The 17,812-nt window shown below is 64.5% G+C and carries 20 protein-coding genes; 7 read left to right on the top strand and 13 right to left on the bottom strand.

All coding sequences use genetic code 11. From position 1 onward, the window contains the following. Window positions 1–193 precede the first annotated feature (193 nt). The 5 genes from yjgA to dapF all read right to left on the bottom strand — a co-directional run bounded on the left by yjgA (window position 194) and on the right by dapF (window position 3,603). On the bottom strand, window positions 194–709 hold the full coding sequence (gene yjgA / locus DSOUD_RS15465; RefSeq protein WP_053551855.1) for a ribosome biogenesis factor YjgA: 516 nt from the start codon (window positions 707–709) through the stop codon (window positions 194–196). Continuing rightward, window positions 709–1,158 (bottom strand): D-aminoacyl-tRNA deacylase, encoded by a 450-nt coding sequence (gene dtd, locus DSOUD_RS15460; protein WP_053551854.1) that lies wholly within the window; start codon window positions 1,156–1,158, stop codon window positions 709–711. The genes yjgA and dtd overlap by 1 nt, the downstream gene beginning before the upstream one ends. Window positions 1,159–1,161: 3 nt before the next feature. Next, on the bottom strand, window positions 1,162–2,034 hold the full coding sequence (locus tag DSOUD_RS15455) for a deoxyribonuclease IV (protein ID WP_053551853.1): 873 nt from the start codon (window positions 2,032–2,034) through the stop codon (window positions 1,162–1,164). After that, window positions 2,034–2,669, bottom strand: a complete 636-nt coding sequence (locus DSOUD_RS15450; RefSeq protein ID WP_053551852.1) for a pyrimidine 5'-nucleotidase — start codon at window positions 2,667–2,669, stop codon at window positions 2,034–2,036. The genes DSOUD_RS15455 and DSOUD_RS15450 overlap by 1 nt, the downstream gene beginning before the upstream one ends. Before the next feature lie 94 nt (window positions 2,670–2,763). Continuing rightward, window positions 2,764–3,603 carry a diaminopimelate epimerase gene (gene dapF, locus DSOUD_RS15445; RefSeq protein ID WP_053552419.1) on the bottom strand — a complete coding sequence of 280 codons (840 nt, stop codon included), beginning with the start codon at window positions 3,601–3,603 and terminating at the stop codon, window positions 2,764–2,766. Between the two features lie 150 nt (window positions 3,604–3,753). On the opposite strand from dapF, the gene DSOUD_RS15440 reads away from it, so the two are divergent. Both DSOUD_RS15440 and DSOUD_RS15435 read left to right on the top strand, forming a co-directional pair. Next, window positions 3,754–3,972, top strand: coding sequence for a hypothetical protein (locus DSOUD_RS15440; RefSeq protein ID WP_053551851.1), 219 nt, complete (start codon window positions 3,754–3,756; stop codon window positions 3,970–3,972). Beyond that, complete coding sequence (locus tag DSOUD_RS15435) at window positions 3,969–4,592, top strand: MBL fold metallo-hydrolase (RefSeq protein ID WP_053551850.1); 624 nt, start codon at window positions 3,969–3,971, stop codon at window positions 4,590–4,592. The genes DSOUD_RS15440 and DSOUD_RS15435 overlap by 4 nt, the downstream gene beginning before the upstream one ends. Before the next feature lie 101 nt (window positions 4,593–4,693). Here the strand turns inward: DSOUD_RS15435 and DSOUD_RS15430 are convergent, their stop codons facing one another. Genes DSOUD_RS15430 through prmA form a run of 3 tightly spaced genes read right to left on the bottom strand, consistent with a single transcriptional unit; the run spans window position 4,694 to window position 7,144 of the window. Then, a complete protein-coding gene (locus DSOUD_RS15430) occupies window positions 4,694–5,467 on the bottom strand; it encodes an RDD family protein (RefSeq protein ID WP_053551849.1) in 774 nt (257 codons plus the stop codon). Next, window positions 5,464–6,219, bottom strand: coding sequence for a 16S rRNA (uracil(1498)-N(3))-methyltransferase (locus DSOUD_RS15425; protein ID WP_053551848.1), 756 nt, complete (start codon window positions 6,217–6,219; stop codon window positions 5,464–5,466). Before DSOUD_RS15425 ends, DSOUD_RS15430 begins: the two co-directional genes overlap by 4 nt. A gap of 4 nt (window positions 6,220–6,223) precedes the next feature. After that, a complete protein-coding gene (prmA, locus tag DSOUD_RS15420) occupies window positions 6,224–7,144 on the bottom strand; it encodes a 50S ribosomal protein L11 methyltransferase (protein WP_053552418.1) in 921 nt (306 codons plus the stop codon). 231 nt (window positions 7,145–7,375) lie between these two features. Between prmA and DSOUD_RS15415 the strand changes: the two genes are divergently transcribed. The 5 genes from DSOUD_RS15415 to odhB all read left to right on the top strand — a co-directional run bounded on the left by DSOUD_RS15415 (window position 7,376) and on the right by odhB (window position 14,660). Then, window positions 7,376–8,185: a pyruvate, water dikinase regulatory protein gene (locus tag DSOUD_RS15415; RefSeq protein WP_053551847.1), complete on the top strand. Its 810-nt coding sequence runs from the start codon at window positions 7,376–7,378 to the stop codon at window positions 8,183–8,185. 73 nt (window positions 8,186–8,258) lie between these two features. Beyond that, the gene (locus DSOUD_RS15410; protein ID WP_053551846.1) at window positions 8,259–8,933 is read left to right on the top strand and encodes a heavy metal response regulator transcription factor; all 675 of its coding nucleotides are present in this window, start codon (window positions 8,259–8,261) and stop codon (window positions 8,931–8,933) included. Then, window positions 8,934–10,376 (top strand): sensor histidine kinase, encoded by a 1,443-nt coding sequence (locus DSOUD_RS15405; protein ID WP_053551845.1) that lies wholly within the window; start codon window positions 8,934–8,936, stop codon window positions 10,374–10,376. Window positions 10,377–10,571: 195 nt separating this feature from the next. Further along, entirely contained in the window at window positions 10,572–13,253 is a 2,682-nt protein-coding gene (locus tag DSOUD_RS15400) for a 2-oxoglutarate dehydrogenase E1 component (RefSeq protein WP_096335451.1), read from the top strand. 225 nt (window positions 13,254–13,478) lie between these two features. Beyond that, on the top strand, window positions 13,479–14,660 hold the full coding sequence (odhB, locus tag DSOUD_RS15395) for a 2-oxoglutarate dehydrogenase complex dihydrolipoyllysine-residue succinyltransferase (protein WP_053551844.1): 1,182 nt from the start codon (window positions 13,479–13,481) through the stop codon (window positions 14,658–14,660). 77 nt (window positions 14,661–14,737) lie between these two features. Here the strand turns inward: odhB and DSOUD_RS15390 are convergent, their stop codons facing one another. Genes DSOUD_RS15390 through DSOUD_RS15370 form a run of 5 tightly spaced genes read right to left on the bottom strand, consistent with a single transcriptional unit; the run spans window position 14,738 to window position 17,806 of the window. Further along, the gene (locus DSOUD_RS15390; protein ID WP_053551843.1) at window positions 14,738–15,142 is read right to left on the bottom strand and encodes a pyridoxamine 5'-phosphate oxidase family protein; all 405 of its coding nucleotides are present in this window, start codon (window positions 15,140–15,142) and stop codon (window positions 14,738–14,740) included. Continuing rightward, window positions 15,139–16,092, bottom strand: coding sequence for a thioredoxin-disulfide reductase (gene trxB, locus DSOUD_RS15385; protein WP_053551842.1), 954 nt, complete (start codon window positions 16,090–16,092; stop codon window positions 15,139–15,141). Before trxB ends, DSOUD_RS15390 begins: the two co-directional genes overlap by 4 nt. Further along, window positions 16,076–16,957, bottom strand: a complete 882-nt coding sequence (gene lipA, locus DSOUD_RS15380; protein ID WP_053551841.1) for a lipoyl synthase — start codon at window positions 16,955–16,957, stop codon at window positions 16,076–16,078. The genes trxB and lipA overlap by 17 nt, the downstream gene beginning before the upstream one ends. Further along, window positions 16,920–17,627, bottom strand: a complete 708-nt coding sequence (lipB, locus tag DSOUD_RS15375; protein ID WP_053551840.1) for a lipoyl(octanoyl) transferase LipB — start codon at window positions 17,625–17,627, stop codon at window positions 16,920–16,922. The genes lipA and lipB overlap by 38 nt, the downstream gene beginning before the upstream one ends. Next, a complete protein-coding gene (locus tag DSOUD_RS15370) occupies window positions 17,615–17,806 on the bottom strand; it encodes a ferredoxin (RefSeq protein WP_053551839.1) in 192 nt (63 codons plus the stop codon). The genes lipB and DSOUD_RS15370 overlap by 13 nt, the downstream gene beginning before the upstream one ends. Window positions 17,807–17,812 lie beyond the last annotated feature (6 nt).

The raw sequence follows: 17,812 nt of genomic DNA, 5'->3' as shown, positions 1-17,812 counted from the left end.
TTAAGGACGGGCCCCTTTTTTTATTCAAAGCAGGAAAAAACGGCGGTTGGGTTGTGTGACACCAACTCCCCCAAAGACCTTTTTCAACGCAGAGGCGCTGAGAGGGGGAGAGACCGGAGAGATTTCCAGTGAGTGGTACCTCTCCGGTCTTTGCGTCTTGCCTGAAGCTTTGTTCCGTTCTGTCCGGCCTCGGTCAGCTCTTGACCGCTCCGTCCCTGAGGCGGCGGAAGATCTCGCGGGCGGCGCGCTTGTCGGCGCTCGAGTGGACCGAGCGCGCCAGGCCGCTCAGCGTCTCGCGGTCGAGGGAAGGGCAGGCCTGCATTGCTTCGTCGAGGGCTTCGGCGAAGGTGGCGGGTTCGCAGAGGCGGTCGCGCAACTCTTCGAGATGGTGGAATTCCCGGCGCGCCTGGAGATTGACCTGGTCCGTCCCCTCTAGAAACGTCTGGATGGCTTCGATCTCTTCCTCGCGGCGGCGCATCTCGCCGGCAAAGTGCTTGACCTGGCGCTTGCGGGCGCCCATGGCCTCGGTGTCGCGGGCCAGCTGCAGTTCCTTGCGCAGGTCGGCGGAGAGAGGGAGCTTGCGGCAGGCGGCCTCGGGGAGAGCCACCAGGCGCTTGGCCAGCTCCTCCACCGCCTCGGCGGCGCGTTTTTTGGCCGAACGGCCGCGCCCTTCCGTGGGCGGTTCGTCATTGTACCAGCGTTGATTCATCAGAAGTCCTTCCGGCTGTCGAGAAGCATGGTGACCGGTCCGTTGTTTATGAGCTGAACATCCATTGTCGCCTGGAAGACGCCGGTGGCGACCTCCAGCCCCTCCTGCCGCAGCAGTTCCACGAACCGTCGGTAGAGGGCGTCGGCCTCCTGGGGCGGGGCGGCCTGGGAGAAGCCGGGGCGTCGCCCCTTGCGGCAGTCGGCCAGCAGGGTGAACTGGGAGACGACCAGGACCGCTCCCCCCGCCTCGCCGACGGCAAGGTTCATTCTCCCTTCCCCGTCCTCGAATATGCGCAGTCCGGCAGTTTTTTTCGCCAGGAAGGAGGCGTCCTCTTCCCCGTCCCCCTTCTCGACGCCGAGGAGGATCATCAGACCGGGACCGATGGCGCCGGTGATCGTCCCTTCGACGGTGACGCTCGCCGAGGAAACCCTCTGCAGAACCGCCCGCATCTCCTAGCCCCCTGTGGCCAGGCGGCGCAGGGTCGCCAGGTTCATGCGGTCGAGGCTGTCGTCGTCCCCCTTGGGGGTTTCGAGGATCTTGGGGACGGAAAAAAAGCGCGGGTCGCGCATCAGTTCCCCGAACCCCTCCAGACCCATGGCCCCCTGGCCGATGTGGGCGTGGCGATCGACCCGGCAGCCGAGCCCCTTCTGGCTGTCGTTGATATGGAAGGCCGCGATCCTCCCGAGGCCGACCAGCCGGTCGAAGTCGTCCATCGTTTTCCGGTAGCCGGCGGCAGTGGAGAGGTCAAAGCCGGCGGCAAAGGCGTGGCAGGTGTCGAAACAGACGCCGATGCGGCCTTCGGGAAGCTCCTCGAGAATAGCCGCCAGGTGCTCGAAGGTGCCGCCGAGGTAGGTCCCCTGGCCGGCGGTGTTCTCCACCAGGACGCGGACGGAAGGCGGGGACTCGGCAAAGATGCGCCGCAAGGCTGTGACGATCCGCTCCAGTCCGGCATCCTCCCCGGCACCGAGGTGGGCGCCGGGGTGCATGACCAGCGAGCCGATGCCGAGGGCGGCACAGCGCTCCATCTCGTCAGCAAAGGCGGCCAGCGATTTTTGCCACTTCTCCTCGTCGGCGGAGGCGAGGTTGATCAGGTAGCTGTCGTGGGCGATCACCGGGCCAATGGGGCTCTTCTTCCAGGCGGCGCCGAAGGCGGCCGCCGCATCGGCGTCGATCGGCTTGGCGTGCCACTGGTTGGCGTTCTTGGTGAAGATCTGCATGGCGCGGCACCCCGCCGCCTCTCCCCGGGCAAAGGCGAGATGATGACCGCCGCTGATGGACATGTGGGCGCCGATGAGAAGCGGAGACTCTGCGGTCTTTTTTCCCATCAGCAATTCATCCACTGCGCCAGGACCTGGGGGACGGCGGAGGCATGGGCAATCTGCACGTCGACATAATCGGGCATCGGCCCCTCGCCGACGAGGATCGTCCCCATCCCCATCTCCTTGGCGGTCCGGAGATTCTCGCGGCTGTCCTCGACCATCAGGCAGGCGCGGGCGTCGACGCCGAGATGCTCGAGAACCTTGCGGTACGGCTCGGGGAAGGGCTTGGGGAGATAGGAGGCGACGCGGATGTCGTAGATCTCCTCGAAAAGATCCCCCACCCCCAGCGAAGAAAGGACCCGGTCGGCATGGCTGCGCGAGCCGTTGGTGAAGACGGCCCGGCGCAGGGGGACGCAGGAGAGGGCGGCGCGCAGTTCGTCGTCCGGTCCGAGGTTCCCGGCGACGTCGACGTCGTGAACGTACTCAAGATAATCCTCGGCATCGACCCCCCAGTGGCGGATCAGTCCCTGCAGGGTGACGCCGTAGTCGGCCCAGTAGCGACGGCGCAGGCCGTCCACGTCGCCGCCGGGGATCCCCACGACTTCGAGCATGTAGCGGTTGATGCGCACGTCGATGAGGGCAAAGAGCTGGCGCTGCGGCGGGTAGAGGGTGTTGTCGAGGTCGAAAAGGATGGCTTCCATAGTCTTCACTTTACCACGGGGGGGAAGGAGAATCCTCTCCTCTTCTGTCCTTCCTCTTCCCGGGTCATCGGTGCGGCGTTCCCCGGGATGCAGGTCATCGGGGGTCGTAGTCCCCTTCGAACACCTGGACGGCAGGACCGGTCATGTAGATCTCGCCGTTTTCGGCCCATTCCATTTCGAGGTCGCCACCGCCGAGATGGTTGAGGATGCGCCGCTCGGTGTGGCCGCCAAGGACCGCGGCGACGGTGACCGCCGAGGCGCCGGTGCCGCAGGCCAGGGTCTCTCCGGCACCCCGTTCCCAGGTGCGCTGCCTGACCTCGTGACGGGAGAGTATTTCCACGAACTCGACGTTGGTCCGGTTGGGGAAGAGGGGATGGGTCTCGATGGCCGGGCCGTATTTGGCCACGGGGAATTCGGCGACGTTGTCGACGAAAATCACGCAGTGGGGATTCCCCATGGAGGCGCAGGTGATATGAAAGGTGCGGTCGAGAATCTGGAGCTCGACGCCGACCACCTGTTCGTCGGGGTTGCCGGTCATGGGGATCTCCCCCCGGGTCAGGCGCGGCCGCCCCATGTTGACTCGCACTCTCTCCACCCGGTTGAAGTCGTCGGTGAAGAGCTGCAGGGTGAGTATGCCGGCGCCGGTTTCCACGGCGATCTCCCGGGAGGCGACCAGGCCGCGCTCGTAGGCGAACTTGGCGACGCAGCGGATGCCGTTGCCGCACATCTCGGCCTCGCTGCCGTCGGCGTTGAACATCCGCATTTTCACGTCGGCCACCGTCGAGGGGAGGATGAGGATCAGGCCGTCGGAGCCGATGCCGAAGTGGCGATCGGAAATCTCCATCGCCAGTCGCGCGGGATGCTCCACCGTCTCCTTGAAGCCGTTGACGTAGACGTAATCGTTGCCTGCGCCCTGCATCTTGGCGAATTTCATGGAGACGACCCTTCCCTTTTTGCGTAATTTCACCGGTTTCTCCGTCATTATACACGAAGGGGAGACCCGGCGGGGGAGCCCTTTCGGTTGACCGGAAGGCAATTCCTCAAGTATCATGAATCCATTATTAACACAAGTGGAGGATGGCCGATGGCGTTTAATCTCAAGACCAAGATTTGGCAGACCGGCGCCCTGGAATGGTGGGCGATGATCGGGAAAGAAGACGTTTATCTCGGGAGCCGTGAGTTCCCCGTCCCCCCCGAGGACGGCGATGCCTGGACCGTGCGGGCCACAGGCGAGATGTTCAAGATCATCGACGGCGAAATCTGCCATGTCGGCAAGCAGGAGCCGGTCAAGGAGATCTGGTGAGAGACGGGACGCTGGAAATCGTGCAGATTCGGGCCGGGGAGATGGCCAATTTCTCCTACCTGATCTACTGCCCCCTGACTCTCCGCGGCCTCGGCGTCGACCCCTCCTTTGCTCCCGATGCCCTCCTCGATGCGGCGGGGGAGAGAGGGGTTGCGATCGAAGTGCTGGTCAACACCCACGGCCACCCCGACCACATTGCCGGTAACGGAGCGGTCCTTGCCGCCACCGGGGCCCGGCTGGCGGCCCATCCCCTCGACGTCCCCGGGGCCGAGATTCCCCTGGGCGACGGGTCGGTTCTCGCCGTCGGCAAGGGGAGCCTGCAGGTGCTGCACACGCCGGGGCACACCCCCGGCTCCCTGGTTCTTCACCCGCCGGGAGCCCTGATCACCGGCGATACCCTCTTTGTCACCTTTGTCGGCCGCGCCGATCTGAAGGGGAGCGACCCTGCCGCCCTCTTTGCCAGTCTGCGTCGGCTGGCGGCGCTGCCACCCGAGACCCTTGTTTATCCCGGCCACGACTACGGCCCGCAGCCGGTCTCCACCATCGGTTACGAACGCGCTCACAATCCCTTTCTGCAGTGCGGCGACCTGGAGAGCTTCCTCCGTCTGCGCATGGGGTGAGCGGCGGCCGCCCGGCGGCACCAGGAGAGCGGCAAAAGGCCCCGTGACCGATGATTCGGTCCGGGGCCTTTTTGTCCTGGTGCTCCGTTTCCAGAAAAAGGTCAGCCGGGACCCGGGCCCTCCTCCTCTTCTCCCCTTCGGCTCAATCGCACCACCCTGCTGCCGGCCAGTCGATCGTTCCACCCCCGTCCCGCCCGGGTGAGGGGGATCGGCAGATAGCCGGCGCCGGCCGTCACCAGCGCCATCAGGCCGCCGACACTGCGTAAAAAAGCCTGGCTGAAGAGGAGATCTCCCCCCTCTTGCCTCTCGACCCGCAGACCGAAGGTCATCTTCCCCGGGGTCTGACCGGTCAGGTAGTGGAAGAAGGTGAAATAGCCGAAGCAGACGAAAAAGAGGACGAGAAAATAGGGGGTGGAGAGGATCAGGATCTCCTCGAGGGGGGGGAGAACGCGTCGAGTTTCCCCGGGGAGGAGGATGGCGTTGCCGGCGAGGATGAACAGGGCGAAGATCCCGGTCAGCAGGAGGAGATCGACGAGGTTGGAGGCAAGGCGGGACCCGAGGGACGGCCCCTGTCCGGGAAAGGAACCCGACGGGAGAAACGGGGGGGCCGCGGACTCCTCCGCCGGGAGAGGGAGGGCGTTTTCGGCCTCCGGCGGCGAATCGTCCCCGTCGCCGGGTTCGAGGTCGGAATCGGGTTCATCGACCCGGACGGGGTCCGGCAGGGGGGAGGTCCCGGCCTCCTTTGCGGCCGGGCGACCGGCGAAAAGAGGACCGGAGAGTCCGTGCTCCGCCTTGAAATGCGTCAGGTCGACGCCGCATTTCTTGCAGCTCTCCAGGTGGTCGAAGCTATTGTATCCGCATTCGGGGCATTTCATGGGTCATTCCGGGTGCTGCCAGCGCTGCCGAGATCGCCGAAAAGGTATTGCAGGACGCTGGCGACGGCAAACCCGGCGGTTTCGCAGCGCAAAATCCGCGGACCGATCTGCACCGGGTTAAACCCGGCGGCGCGGGCGGCCTCCGCCTCTTGCTGCGAAAATCCCCCTTCGGGGCCGACAAGGATCGCCGCGCTCCGCGGCGCGACGCCGGAAAGGACTCCCGCCATGGCAAGACTCTCCTCCTCCCAGAGCATCAGGCGCAACTCGGCGTCGCAGGCGATGAGTGCTTCGACCAGGGGGATGGGGGCGTCCAGACGCGGCAGGACGGGGCGCCGGCTCTGGCGGGCCGCCTCGCGGATGATCCGTTCCCAGCGGGCCAGGCGCTTTTCCTCCCGCTCTCCGGCCAGCGGGGGGAGGCTGCGGGAGGTCGTGACGGGGGAGAATGCGGTTATCCCCAGCTCCGTCCCCTTCTGCAGCACCAGCTCCATCTTGTCCCCCTTGGGAAGGGCCTGAAGGAGCTGGATGGGGAAGGCCGTTTCCTCTTCCTGGCAACTCTCGAGGATGCGGGCGCTGGCCGAACGCTTGTCCAGGGTTTCAAGGCGACAGCGGCACCGCCGGCCCTGGCCGTCGAGAAGGATGATTTCATCCCCCGGCGCCAGTCGCAGCACCGTGCGGATATGGTGGGCGATGTCGTCGGGGAGGGGGACGATCTCGTTGTCGAGGGAGGACGGAGGAACAAAAAATCGGCGCATGCGCTCAGACTTTTCTGTAGACGAGGCAGGACCACTCTTCCCGGCGGCTGATTTCCGGTCCGCTCAGGGGATAGGGGGCAAAGGCGGCCTGCACCAACGGTTCTTTTTCCTGGAGGATTCCGGAGAGGACGAGGGCGCCTCCGGGGGCCAGACGGGAAACGAGCTGATCGGCGAGGCGGGCGTTCTCTTCGGCGAGGATGTTGGCGACAACGATGTGGAAATCCCCCTCCAGGGACTCGAGGGGGGCGCCGGTTATTTCGACCCGGGCACCGACGCCGTTGAGATCACAGTTGGCCTGGGCGATGCGGCAGGATTCCTCCTCGATGTCGCAGGCCAGAACCCGGCTTGCGCCGAGCTTGGCCGCGGCGATGGCCAGAATCCCCGAGCCGGTTCCGACGTCGAGAACCCGCTGCGGCAAAGAGGGGCCTTCGAAAAGGTCGGAGAGGGCCTCGAGGCAGAGGCGGGTGGTGCCGTGGGTGCCGGTACCGAACGCCATCCCCGGGTCGATCTCGACCACCGCGTCTTCGGGGGTGGCCTCCAGGTCTTCCCAGCTCGGTTTGATCACCAGGCGGCTCCCGATGCGAACGGTGCTGAAGTGCTGCTTCCACCCCTCGGCCCAGTCCTCGTTGGTCACCGGGAACGCTTCGGGGGTGAGCGCCTGCAGGCCCGGCACCATCGGGACCAGATATTCGAGTCGCTGACGCACCTCATACTGCAGGTCGGAAAGGTTCCCGCCGACGGGAAAATAGGCTTTGATCCGGTAGTCTCCGGACATCGCCTCGTTGGGGTCGGGAGGGATGAAGGTGTCGAGCTGCCGTTCCTCGACGGTGATCCCTTCGCAGCCGAGGTCGGCGAGTTCGCTGCTCACCAGGTCAATGCCGGCTGCAGGGACGACAATATGCAATTCTGTCCAGGTCTTTTTCATGGGACCTGTGTAGCAGAAGGGGAAGGCCAAAAGCAATAAAAAATCTTGACAACTCCGCGGTGAATCGGGTCTAATCCTAGACGAGCTTTAATGAGTCGGCTACCCTAAGTGGTAACCCGTTCCGCCATTTGCGCTGCAGGCCCGCCGGTAAAGGGTTTTTCGGCCAGGGCCATCGTGGTCCGGTGTGCTGCCGGGTGCGGGACCGCCGGATTAATTTATCCAGGAAATTGCATGACCGTACCCCGTCTCGTCTATCTTCTGTCCGATGCCACCGGCGAAACGGCGGAAAAAATGGTTTCGGCCGCCCTGACCCAGTTCAGCGAGAGGGAAAGCGTTCGCCTCAAGCGGATCAGCAACGTACGCACCAAAAACGAGGTCTACGAGGCCCTCGACCAGGCCCTGAACGAAGGGGGGCTCGTCGTATATACGGTCGTCAACCGGGAGCTGGCCCAGCTGGTTCATGACGAGTGTGATTCCCTGGGAATCCCCAACATCGACCTGATCACGCCGCTGCTCATGAAGCTTTCCGGCTTTTTCGGCCGTTCTCCCCGGGAAATGCCGGGGCTGCTGCACGGCGTCAATGAGGAATATTTTCGCCGCATCGAGGCGGTCGAGTTCACGGTGCGTCAGGACGACGGCCAGGAAACCCGCCACCTCTGCCGGGCCGACATCGTCCTGGTGGGGGTGTCCCGAACGAGCAAGACCCCCCTCTCCATGTATCTGGCCCACCGGGGCTGGAAGGTGGCCAATGTCCCGCTGGTCAAGGGGATCGACCCGCCGGCCGAGCTCTTCGAGATCGATCCGACCCGGGTGGTGGGGCTGGTCATCGACGCCCAGCGCCTGGTGGAGCTGCGGGCGACCCGCCTCAAGCATCTCGGCCAGGGTTCCCGGGCGGCTTATGCCGATTACGGGCAGGTCGAGGACGAGCTCGCCTACACCCGGGCCCTTTTCCGTCGCCAGGGTTGGGCCGTGATCGACGTCACCGGCAAGGCGGTGGAGGAGACGGCCAACGAGGTCCTGGTCAAACTGAAATTGAAATAGGCGTTCAACTCAAATGGGAACCCTTTCCGTTGTATCGGATATTAACAGCAAATCTGCAGAGAAGGAGATCGATATGCGCATTCTGGTGGTAGAAGACGAGAAGAAAGTCGCCAGCTTCATCAAACGTGGGCTGGAAGAGGAGAATTTCGTCGTCGATGTCGCCTATGACGGCGAGGAGGGGCTGCAGATGGGAGAGGCCACCCCCTACGACCTGATCCTGATGGACCTGATGCTCCCCAAGATGGACGGCCTGACGGCGATCAAGCAGTTGCGGGAGAAGGGGGTTGCCACTCCGGTCCTCTGCCTGACCGCCAAGGATACGGTGGAGGACATCGTCTCGGGACTCGATTCGGGCAGCGACGACTATCTGACCAAACCCTTCGCTTTTGCCGAGCTGCTGGCCCGGGTTCGTGCCCTGCTCCGCCGCGGTTCCCAGGACCGGGGGGCGGAAATCTACTTTGCCGACCTGCGTCTCGATCCCGTCGGCCACAAGGTCTGGCGCGGCAACAAGGAGATCGAGCTCACCGCCAAGGAGTACGCGCTCCTCGAATACCTGATGCGCAATCCCAATCAGATCCTGACCCGGACGATGATTGCCGAGCACGTCTGGGATTACACCTTCGATTCCTTCACCAATATCATCGACGTCTATGTCAATTATCTGCGCAAGAAGGTCGACAAGGACTTCAGCAAAAAACTGATTCATACCGTTCGGGGCGTCGGCTACGTCCTCAAAGAGGAGGAGTAGTTGTTCGTCCGCTCCATTCGCTTCCGCCTCACCCTCTGGTATGCCTTCACGCTGGCCGTCATTCTGGCGGCCAGCGGTTTCTTCTGGCATGTCTACCTGGACCGCAGCCTTCTGGTGCACCTTGACGAAAGGCTGACCCTGATCGCCGAGGATGTCGCCGCCTTTCATCTTTTGCCCGGGGAAGGACCGGGGAAAGGGGAGGGGGATACCTGTGCGGCTATGGAAGCCTTCATCCGTGTCCACAACTGGGGCGAATATGTCCAGATCCTCGACCAGCAGGGGAGCATCGAGTGCACCTCGAACAATCTCGACGGTTTTCAGCTGCCGTTGGGGAAGGGGGCTCTGCAGGCATCGGGACGGGGGGAACCCATTTTCGAGCGGATTCAACTCACCGGCCCCTATTCGGTGCGCCTCCTGACCTACCCGGTGATGCGGGCCACGGGGGCGGGGCACATGGTCCAGGTGGCGGCGAGCATGGCTCCCCTCGAGGAAACCCTCAAGGAATTTCGCATCATCCTCATGACCTTCAGCCCCCTGGCACTGTTGGTGCTCTCCCTCGGCGGCTGGTTCCTCGCCGGGCGCGCCCTCTCCCCGGTCGTGCGCCTGACCCGGGCGGCGCGGCGGATCAATGCCGAAAATCTCAACCAGCGCCTGCCGGTGGAGGGAAGCCGCGACGAAATCGCCCACCTCGCCGAGACCTTCAACGCCATGCTCGCGCGCCTCGAAAGTTCCTTCCGCAAGATCAAGCAGTTCTCCGGCGACGCCTCCCACGAGCTGCGGACCCCTTTGACCATTCTCCGGGGCGAGACCGAGGTCGCCCTGCGCTGGGCCAAGGAACCGGAAGAGTTCCGTAAAATGCTCGAGTCGAACATGGAAGAGATCGACCGCATGGGGCGGATCATCGAAGATCTGCTGCTGCTGGCCAAGAGCGAGGCCGGCGGGCTCCCCATGGAATGCAAGGAGTTCAGCCTCAGCGACATGCTTCAGGACCTCTACATGCAGGGGCGGACCCTCGGCGAGCCGAAGGGGATCGAAGTCCTCCTGGATATGAATGTGGCGGAGGAAATCCGCATCCGTGGCGACGAGCTGCGCATCCGTCAGATGCTCCTTAATTTAATCGTCAACGGCATCAAATATACCCCGGCCGGAGAGGGGCGCCTGGCGATCACCCTCTCCCTCGAAGGGGACAACGTCTCCGTGGCCATTGCCGACAGCGGCATCGGTATCCCCGAAGAGCACCTCCACCACATCTTCGACCGCTTCTACCGCATCGATGAAGCGCGCAACCGGGAAAACGGCGGCACCGGCCTCGGTCTGGCGATCGTCAAATGGATAGTCGAGGCGCACGAGGGGAAAATCCTGGTGCGTTCCACCCCCGGCAAGGGGAGCACCTTCACCGTCCTCCTGCCGACCCGGGGCCCGTCCCGCGACCCGCGGCGATAATCGATACGTTCTTCCCCTCGGAAAGCCCCCGGCGACCCTGACCCTCCCCCGCCCTCCGAAACCGGTGGGGCGGGGTCTGTTCCTTGCCCGGCGATTGCATCCCTCCATTGGCGCTGTTATACTTCCCCTGCTTTGTGATTACCGCCGGTTAGCCCCAGGGGCGCCGGAAAATTAATATGGCAGACGGGAGAATCGGTGGCGAATCAATTTCTGTCCAATCTCAGTCCCGAGTGGCTTGAGTCCCAGTATCGTCTGTGGAAAGAGTCGCCGCAGGCTCTCGGTGCCGATTGGCAGGCCTTTTTCCAGGGGTTCGAGCTCGCCGGCAGCGGCGCCGGAGAAACAGCGTCCCAGGCCCTGAAACAGTCGGCAGTGCAGTCGCTCATCTACCGGTATCGCGACATCGGCCATCTGATGGCCTGCACCAATCCCCTCACCACCTGTCGGGAAGAGCATCCCCTCCTGGCCCTTGCGGCCTTTGATCTGACGACGGCCGATCTCGACCGCACCTATTACACCCGCAGGTTTTACAAGAAAAACGCCACCCTCCGCCAGATCCTCTCGGTGATGCGCCAGACTTACTGCGGCGCCATCGGCGTCGAGTTCATGCACATCCAGGACCCCGGGGAGCGCCAGTGGCTGATCGACCGCATGGAACCGGAAGGGAACCGACCTCCCGTCGCCCGGGAGCAAAAGCTGCGGATCCTGCGCAAATTGCAGGAAGCGGCCCTTTTCGAGGCGTTTTTGCACCGCAAGTTCGTCGGTCAGAAGCGCTTTTCCCTCGAGGGGGGGGAGGTGCTCATTGTCCTCCTCGACTTCGTGGTGCAGAAAGCGGCGGCTCTCGGGACGCGCGACCTCGTTCTCGGGATGTCCCACCGCGGCCGTCTCAACGTTCTGGTCAACATCTGCGGCAAACCGCCGGAGAACCTCTTTGCCGAGTTCAAGGACAATATCGAATACCAGGTGGTCGGCGAGGGGGACGTCAAGTACCATCGGGGGTTCTCCGCCGACCTGAAAACCGCCGAAGGCGCCTCGATTCATGTCACCCTCGCCTCCAACCCCAGCCACCTCGAATCCGTCGATCCCGTGGTGGAGGGGAAGTGCCGGGCCCGCCAGGAGGCCTACGGCGAAGGGGGCGACCAACGGGTGCTGCCGGTCCTGATGCACGGCGATGCCGCCTTTTCCGGCCAGGGAATCGTCGCCGAAGTCCTCAATCTCTCGCAGCTGGAGGGCTTCAGCACCGGCGGGACGTTGCACATCGTTCTCAACAACCAGATCGGTTTCACCACTCTGCCGGAGAACGCCCGCTCGACCCTCTATGCCACCGATGTCGCCAAGATGCTGATGGTCCCGATCTTCCACGTCCATGGCGACGACCCGGAGGCCGTGGTTCATGCCGCCGGCCTCGCCCTCGACTACCGCAAGGCCTTCGGCTGCGACGTGATTCTGGAGATCCTCTGTTACCGCCGCCAGGGGCACAACGAGGGGGACGAGCCCTACTTCACCCAGCCCCTGATGTACGAAAAGATCAAGAATCACCCCCTGGTGCATGAACTCTACGCCGACCGGCTGAGAAGCGAAGGGGTGGCGGGAGAGGAAATCGAGGCCATGGCCGCGGTCATCGAGGAGCGCCTGGAGGAGGCGGCCGGGCTCCCTGCCCGGCAGGAGGAGGAAGGCTTTCACGGAAAGTGGAGCGGGATCGACCGGCAGTACCGGCACCCGGAGGTGGAAACCGCCGTCTCCCGGGACAGTCTCGTCGAACTGGGGCAAGCCATCACCAGCATCCCCGAGGATTTTCATCCCCATCCCAAGATCGACAAGCTCTTGCAACGGCGCCGGGAAGCGATCGAAGCCGGCGAGGAAATCGACTGGGGGACCGGCGAGGCCCTGGCCTTTGCCTCCCTCCTCTCCGAGGGGACGTCCGTGCGCCTCTCCGGGCAGGATTCGCGGCGGGGAACCTTCAGCCATCGCCATTCCACCCTTTTCGACATCGAAAGCGGCAAGACCTGCGTCCCCCTTTCGGCGGCTGCCCGTAACGGAGCCGCCCTCCACATCTATGACAGCATGCTCTCGGAGGCTGCGGTGCTCGGCTTCGAGTACGGCTACTCGCTGGAGACCCCCTTCGGACTGACCCTCTGGGAGGCCCAGTTTGGTGATTTCGCCAACGGCGCTCAGGTGATCATCGACCAGTTCATCGTCAGCAGCCGGACGAAGTGGGACCGCGCCAGCGGCCTGGTCCTCCTCCTCCCCCACGGCTACGAGGGTCAGGGGGCCGAGCATTCGAGCGCCCGCATCGAACGCTATCTGCAGGCCTGCGCCGACGACAACATCCAGGTCGTTTACCCCTCCACCCCCGCCCAGTTTTTTCATCTGTTGCGCCGTCAGGTCAAGCTCCCCTTCCGCCGCCCCCTCGTCGTCTTTACCCCCAAGAGTCTGCTGCGCCTGCCGAAGTGCCGTTCCGACCTGGCGGCCTTTGCCGGCGGTCATTTCGATGAAATTATCGGTTCCGACGCCGAAGCGCAGAAGGTCCGCACTCTCCTGGTCTGTTCGGGGAAAATCTACTACGAGCTGGAGGAAAAACGGGAGAAGGACGGCCGGGACGACCTGGCCATCATCCGCATCGAGCAACTTTATCCCCTGCGCGTCGACCTGCTGGAGGAGGCCGTTTTGCCCTACAAGAAGGCGGAAAACTTTGTCTGGGTGCAGGAGGAGCCGGCCAACATGGGGGCCTGGAGCTTTCTGCGCCGGTCTCTGGCCGAGGTGATGGGAAGGGAACCCCTCTATCTGGGGCGCGAGGCCGCAGCCGCCCCGGCCGTCGGCTCCCACCGGCTCTTCAGGGAAGAGCAGGATCGAATCATCGCCGAGGCCTTCGATCTGTGAGTCGGTCGGGTCGGGGTCAGGACCCTAGGAGCCTGTCGGACTATCCATGAGCCGGCTGCAAAATCGTCTATTTGGTCCATATCCGAGCTTCTTTTCGACCAATAGAGAGGACTATTGGCTCTCAAACAAGCTAGAATCTGTCCTCAAATATCCAATTTTTCGCTTCGGCGCGTATAGTCCGACAGGCTCCTAGGGGAACGTTTTTTTTTAGTGAAGGAGAAGGTTATGGATATCAAGGTTCCGACGGTCGGCGAATCGATTCGCGAAGCGGAAGTCGGCAAATGGCACAAGAAGGACGGGGAGTCCGTGGCCAAGGACGACCTGCTGGTCGAACTGGAGACGGACAAGATTACCCTGGAGCTCAACGCCGAGGTCGACGGGGTGCTGCACATCGGCACCGCGGAGGGAAAGACGGTCGAAATCGGGGCGGTGATCGGCACCATCGAGGAGGCCTCAGGCGGCAAAAAGGAGGGGAAGGGGAAGGCTGAAGAGGCGCCGAAGTCCGAGAAAAAAACGGACGAGAAGAAGGACCGGACAAAGGACGGGAAAAAAGCGGCGGCCAGGGAAGGGACGAAGGACCAGGGGGCGGAAAAAGAGCAGGAAGTCCCCGCCTCCGAGGCGAAATCGCCGCGGCCTGCGGAAAAATCCGTCGCCGCCGAGGAGGAAGGGAAGGAGGAGGGCGGGTCTTCGCCGTCTCCGGAGAAGGAGGAGCGCACCGTCCGCCGGCCGATGAGCCCGATCCGCAGGAAAATCGCCGAGCGCCTCCTTTCCGTCCGGCAGCAGACGGCCATGCTGACCACCTTCAACGAGGCGGACATGAGCCGGGTGATGGCGCTGCGTCACCGGGATGGCCAGTCTTTCGCCAAACGTCACGGCGTCAAACTCGGACTGATGTCCTTTTTCGTCAAGGCCTGCGTCGAGGCCCTCCGCGAATTTCCCGAGGTCAACGCCAGCCTCGACGGCGACGACATCCTTTATCACAACTTTTACGACATCGGCATCGCCATCGGCGCCAAAAAGGGGCTGCTCGTTCCGGTGCTGCGCGACGCCGACCGCCTCCATTTCGCCGAGATCGAAAGGACGATCGCCGATTTCGTCGACCGGGCGGGAAACAACCGCATACAGCTCGCCGACCTCGAAGGGGGGACCTTTACCATCAGCAACGGCGGGGTGTACGGCTCGCTTTTGTCCACGCCGATCCTCAACCCCCCCCAGAGTGCCGTCCTCGGCATGCACGCCATCCAGGAGCGGGCGGTGGTTCGCGACGGCGAGGTGGTGATCCGGCCGATGATGAACCTGGCCCTCTCCTACGACCATCAAATCATCGACGGCCGGCAGGCGGTCGGTTTCCTCAAGCGGATCAAAGAATATATCGAGGATCTTGAGGGGATGCTCCTGGAACAGTAGTTTTTTCGGGGTGAAGGGCAACACTCGGGGCGGGCGGTCTGCAAGGCAGGCGCCCGCCCCGTCGTTTTTTCGCCGGGTCAGAGGTGGGGAATGAGGGAGCGGTCGCTGTGGGCGATGGTGGAAAATTCCATCACCTCCGAGATCCGGATCTCGAGTCGGGACTGGACCTGGGGGAGCCCCCGGGGCTCGAGGGGGGGGACATAGCCGTTGAGGATCGCCGTGTCCGCGGCGGCGACAACCTCGCCGACGAGCTGGTAGCCGGTGCCGCAGGCGGGATCGACGCAGAGGAGGGCGACCCGGGGGTTGGCGGCGACGTTGGCCAGGGTCTTGCGGCAGAACCAGGCCTCGAAGAGAAGGTGCTCGTCGTCGGAAAAACGCAGCCCGTGCCCGGCGGCGAGGTGGGGCTGGCCGCTGCCGTCGGCGGAGGCGACAAAGGCGCAGCCGTTCTCTTCGAGAAATTGCCTGATGCGCTCCGGGATCATGGCGATTCCTCCTGGGGAAGGGTTTCCAGATACCGTTCGGCCTGCAGCGCCGCCATGCAGCCGCTCCCGGCGGCGGTGATCGCCTGGCGGAAGTCGGGGTCCTGGACGTCGCCGGCGGCGAAGACGCCGGGGACGTTGGTCTCCGTCCCCTTGCCGGTCACCAGGTATCCCTCGCTGTCCATGTCGAGCTGTCCGGCAAAGAGGGAGGTGTTGGGGGTGTGGCCGATGGCGATGAAGAGGCCGTCGCAGGCAAGCTCCTCCGTGGCGCCGCTTTCGCGGTCGCGAATCCGCACCCCCTGCACCCCCTGCTCCCGGTCGCCGAGGATGGCCTCGACCAGGGCGTTCCAGCGGAAGGTTATTTTGGGGTTGCGGCGGGCCAGCTCCTGCAGAGGGAGGGTGGCGCGCAGGGTATCCCGGCGGTGAACCACCGTCACCTGCCGGGCAAAGCGGGTGAGAAAGACCGCTTCCTCCATGGCGGTGTCGCCGCCGCCGACCACCACCACCTCCTTGTCCCGATAGAAGAAGGCGTCACAGGTGGCGCAGACCGAAACCCCGCGGCCGTAGAGTTCCCATTCGTTGGCGAGGCCGAGCATCTTCGGCACGGCCCCGGTGGCGACGATGAGGGTCTGGCAGAAGAACTTTTCCTTGTCGACCCAGACCTTGAAGGGGGCCTTCTTGAGCTCCACCCGGGTGACGATTCCCTCGACGAAGCGGGTGCCGAAGCGTCGCGCCTGCTCCTCCATCTCCTTCATCAGCTGCGGTCCGTCGATCCCCTGGGAGAATCCGGGAAAATTGTCGATCACCGTGGTGGTGGTGAGCTGACCCCCCGGCTGACCGCCGTGGATGAGGAGGGGGCAGCAGCGGCTGCGGGCGGCGTAGATGGCGGCGGTGAGTCCGGCCGGACCGGAGCCGAGGATGATCGTTTCGTGGATCTCAGGTTTGGCGGGCATGGCCGGCCTCCGTGAACTGCTCTTCGGCGTGATAGGAGGAGCGCACCAGGGGGCCGGATTCGACATGGGCGAAGCCGAGACAAAGGGCCTGCCGGCGCAGTTCGTCAAATTCCTCGGGAGGGACGTAGCGCTCCACCGGGAGGTGCTTGCGGCTCGGGGCCAGGTACTGGCCGAGGGTGAGGAGGGTGCAGCCGGAATCGCGCAGGTCGGTCAGGACTTCGAGGAGCTCCTCAGGGGTCTCGCCGAGACCGAGCATCACCCCCGATTTGGTGGGAATCTGCGGCGAGAGCTCCCGGGCAGCGCCGAGAAGATCGAGGGAGCGTCGGTAGGAGGCCCCCTTTCGGGCCAGGGGGTAGAGGCGGGGGACGGTCTCGATGTTGTGGCCGAGGATGTCCGGGGCGGCCCGGAGAATGGTCGAGAGCGCCTCGCGGTTCCCCTGCAGGTCGGAGATGAGGAGTTCGAGGGTGCAGCCGGGGGCGGCCTGGCGCAGCTCCCGGGTGAGGGCGGCGAAGTGCTCGGCGCCGCCGTCGGGGAGGTCGTCGCGGGTCACGGCGGTGACCACGGCGTGGCGCAGGCCGAGTTCGGCCACCGCCGCGGCGACCTTGGCCGGTTCGGCGGGATCGGGGGGGAATGGGAGGGCGCTGCCGACGTTGCAGAAGGCGCAGTCCCGGGTGCAGCGGTCGCCGAGGATCATGAAGGTGGCGGTGCCGCGGCTCCAGCACTCCCCCTGGTTGGGACAGGCGGCGCTGCGGCAGACCGAGTGGAGTCCGGCCTCCCGATGGTAGCGGTCGATCCGGGCGTAGCCGGCCCCGGAGGGGATGCGGACCTTAAGCCAGGACGGTTTTTTCAGGATGGGTCGGGTCATAGAGTCCTGCGTGCTCGCTGGCAAAATGGAGTGAAAAAGCGTCGATCAGCACCTCCGTTACGGCCGCCCGGGAAACCGTGCGGCCGACTTCCCCTTCCAGGGAGGTCAGGGCCACCCCCGGCAGGCCGCAGGGGACGATGGTGGCAAAGCCCTCCCGGTCGTCGGCGACGTTGAGGGCAAAACCGTGGTAGCTGATCCAGTGGCGCACGGCGATGCCGATGGAGGCGATCTTGGCGCCGCCGACCCAGACCCCGGTGCGGCCGGCAATCCGTTCCCCGGTGACGCCGAAGGCCGCCAGGGTTTCGATGAGAACCGCTTCGAGGAGGCGCAGGTAGCGGTGCAGGTCGCGCCCCAGGACCGAAAGGTCGAGGATCGGGTAGCCGATGAGCTGACCCGGTCCGTGGTAGGTGACGTCCCCGCCGCGGCCGCTGTGCACCAGCTCGATGCCGCTCCGGGCGTAGTCGGCGGCGGCGAGGCGCAGCCCCCCCTCCCGGCCGCTGCGTCCAAGGGTGACGACGGGGGGGTGCTCGAGAAGGATCAGGACGTCGTCCTCCCCGCGGCGGCGGCGCTGCACCAACTCCTCCTGCAGGGTCAGGGCGGCGCCGTAGGGGAGGCGTCCCGGGCAAAGAGAGAAAAAGCGCCGCTTTGCCCCCGGCGTCAATCCTGCCAAAAGATGCAGGCCACCGGACAGGCGTCGATCGCCTCCTGGATTTTCGCTTCCGAGGCGCCGGCCGGGTCATAGACCTCGGCGAGCCCGGCGTCGTTCATGCGGAAGACCTCGGGGACGGTGTCGGCGCAGAGGTTGCAGCTGATGCAGACGTCCTGATCCACGTAGGGAATTTTCGCCATGATGCC

Origin of the sequence: Desulfuromonas soudanensis, from assembly GCF_001278055.1 — a bacterium.
Classification (GTDB): domain Bacteria; phylum Desulfobacterota; class Desulfuromonadia; order Desulfuromonadales; family WTL; genus Deferrimonas; species Deferrimonas soudanensis.
The sequence above is the reverse complement of the archived record's forward strand: the minus strand, read 5'-3'. Positions and strand labels throughout refer to the sequence as shown.

Excerpts from the sequence above, each read along its gene's own strand:
- odhB (WP_053551844.1), top strand. The coding sequence starts at position 13,479 with ATGGATATCAAGGTTCCGACGGTCGGCGAATCGATTCGCGAAGCGGAA.
- trxB (WP_053551842.1), bottom strand. The coding sequence starts at position 16,092 with ATGCCCGCCAAACCTGAGATCCACGAAACGATCATCCTCGGCTCCGGT.
- dapF (WP_053552419.1), bottom strand. The coding sequence starts at position 3,603 with ATGAAATTCGCCAAGATGCAGGGCGCAGGCAACGATTACGTCTACGTC.
- DSOUD_RS15425 (WP_053551848.1), bottom strand. The coding sequence starts at position 6,219 with ATGCGCCGATTTTTTGTTCCTCCGTCCTCCCTCGACAACGAGATCGTC.
- yjgA (WP_053551855.1), bottom strand. The coding sequence starts at position 709 with ATGAATCAACGCTGGTACAATGACGAACCGCCCACGGAAGGGCGCGGC.
- dtd (WP_053551854.1), bottom strand. The coding sequence starts at position 1,158 with ATGCGGGCGGTTCTGCAGAGGGTTTCCTCGGCGAGCGTCACCGTCGAA.
- DSOUD_RS15415 (WP_053551847.1), top strand. The coding sequence starts at position 7,376 with ATGACCGTACCCCGTCTCGTCTATCTTCTGTCCGATGCCACCGGCGAA.
- DSOUD_RS15410 (WP_053551846.1), top strand. The coding sequence starts at position 8,259 with ATGCGCATTCTGGTGGTAGAAGACGAGAAGAAAGTCGCCAGCTTCATC.
- DSOUD_RS15370 (WP_053551839.1), bottom strand. The coding sequence starts at position 17,806 with ATGGCGAAAATTCCCTACGTGGATCAGGACGTCTGCATCAGCTGCAAC.
- DSOUD_RS15450 (WP_053551852.1), bottom strand. The coding sequence starts at position 2,669 with ATGGAAGCCATCCTTTTCGACCTCGACAACACCCTCTACCCGCCGCAG.
- DSOUD_RS15440 (WP_053551851.1), top strand. The coding sequence starts at position 3,754 with ATGGCGTTTAATCTCAAGACCAAGATTTGGCAGACCGGCGCCCTGGAA.
- DSOUD_RS15390 (WP_053551843.1), bottom strand. The coding sequence starts at position 15,142 with ATGATCCCGGAGCGCATCAGGCAATTTCTCGAAGAGAACGGCTGCGCC.
- DSOUD_RS15455 (WP_053551853.1), bottom strand. The coding sequence starts at position 2,034 with ATGGGAAAAAAGACCGCAGAGTCTCCGCTTCTCATCGGCGCCCACATG.
- prmA (WP_053552418.1), bottom strand. The coding sequence starts at position 7,144 with ATGAAAAAGACCTGGACAGAATTGCATATTGTCGTCCCTGCAGCCGGC.
- DSOUD_RS15430 (WP_053551849.1), bottom strand. The coding sequence starts at position 5,467 with ATGAAATGCCCCGAATGCGGATACAATAGCTTCGACCACCTGGAGAGC.
- lipA (WP_053551841.1), bottom strand. The coding sequence starts at position 16,957 with ATGACCCGACCCATCCTGAAAAAACCGTCCTGGCTTAAGGTCCGCATC.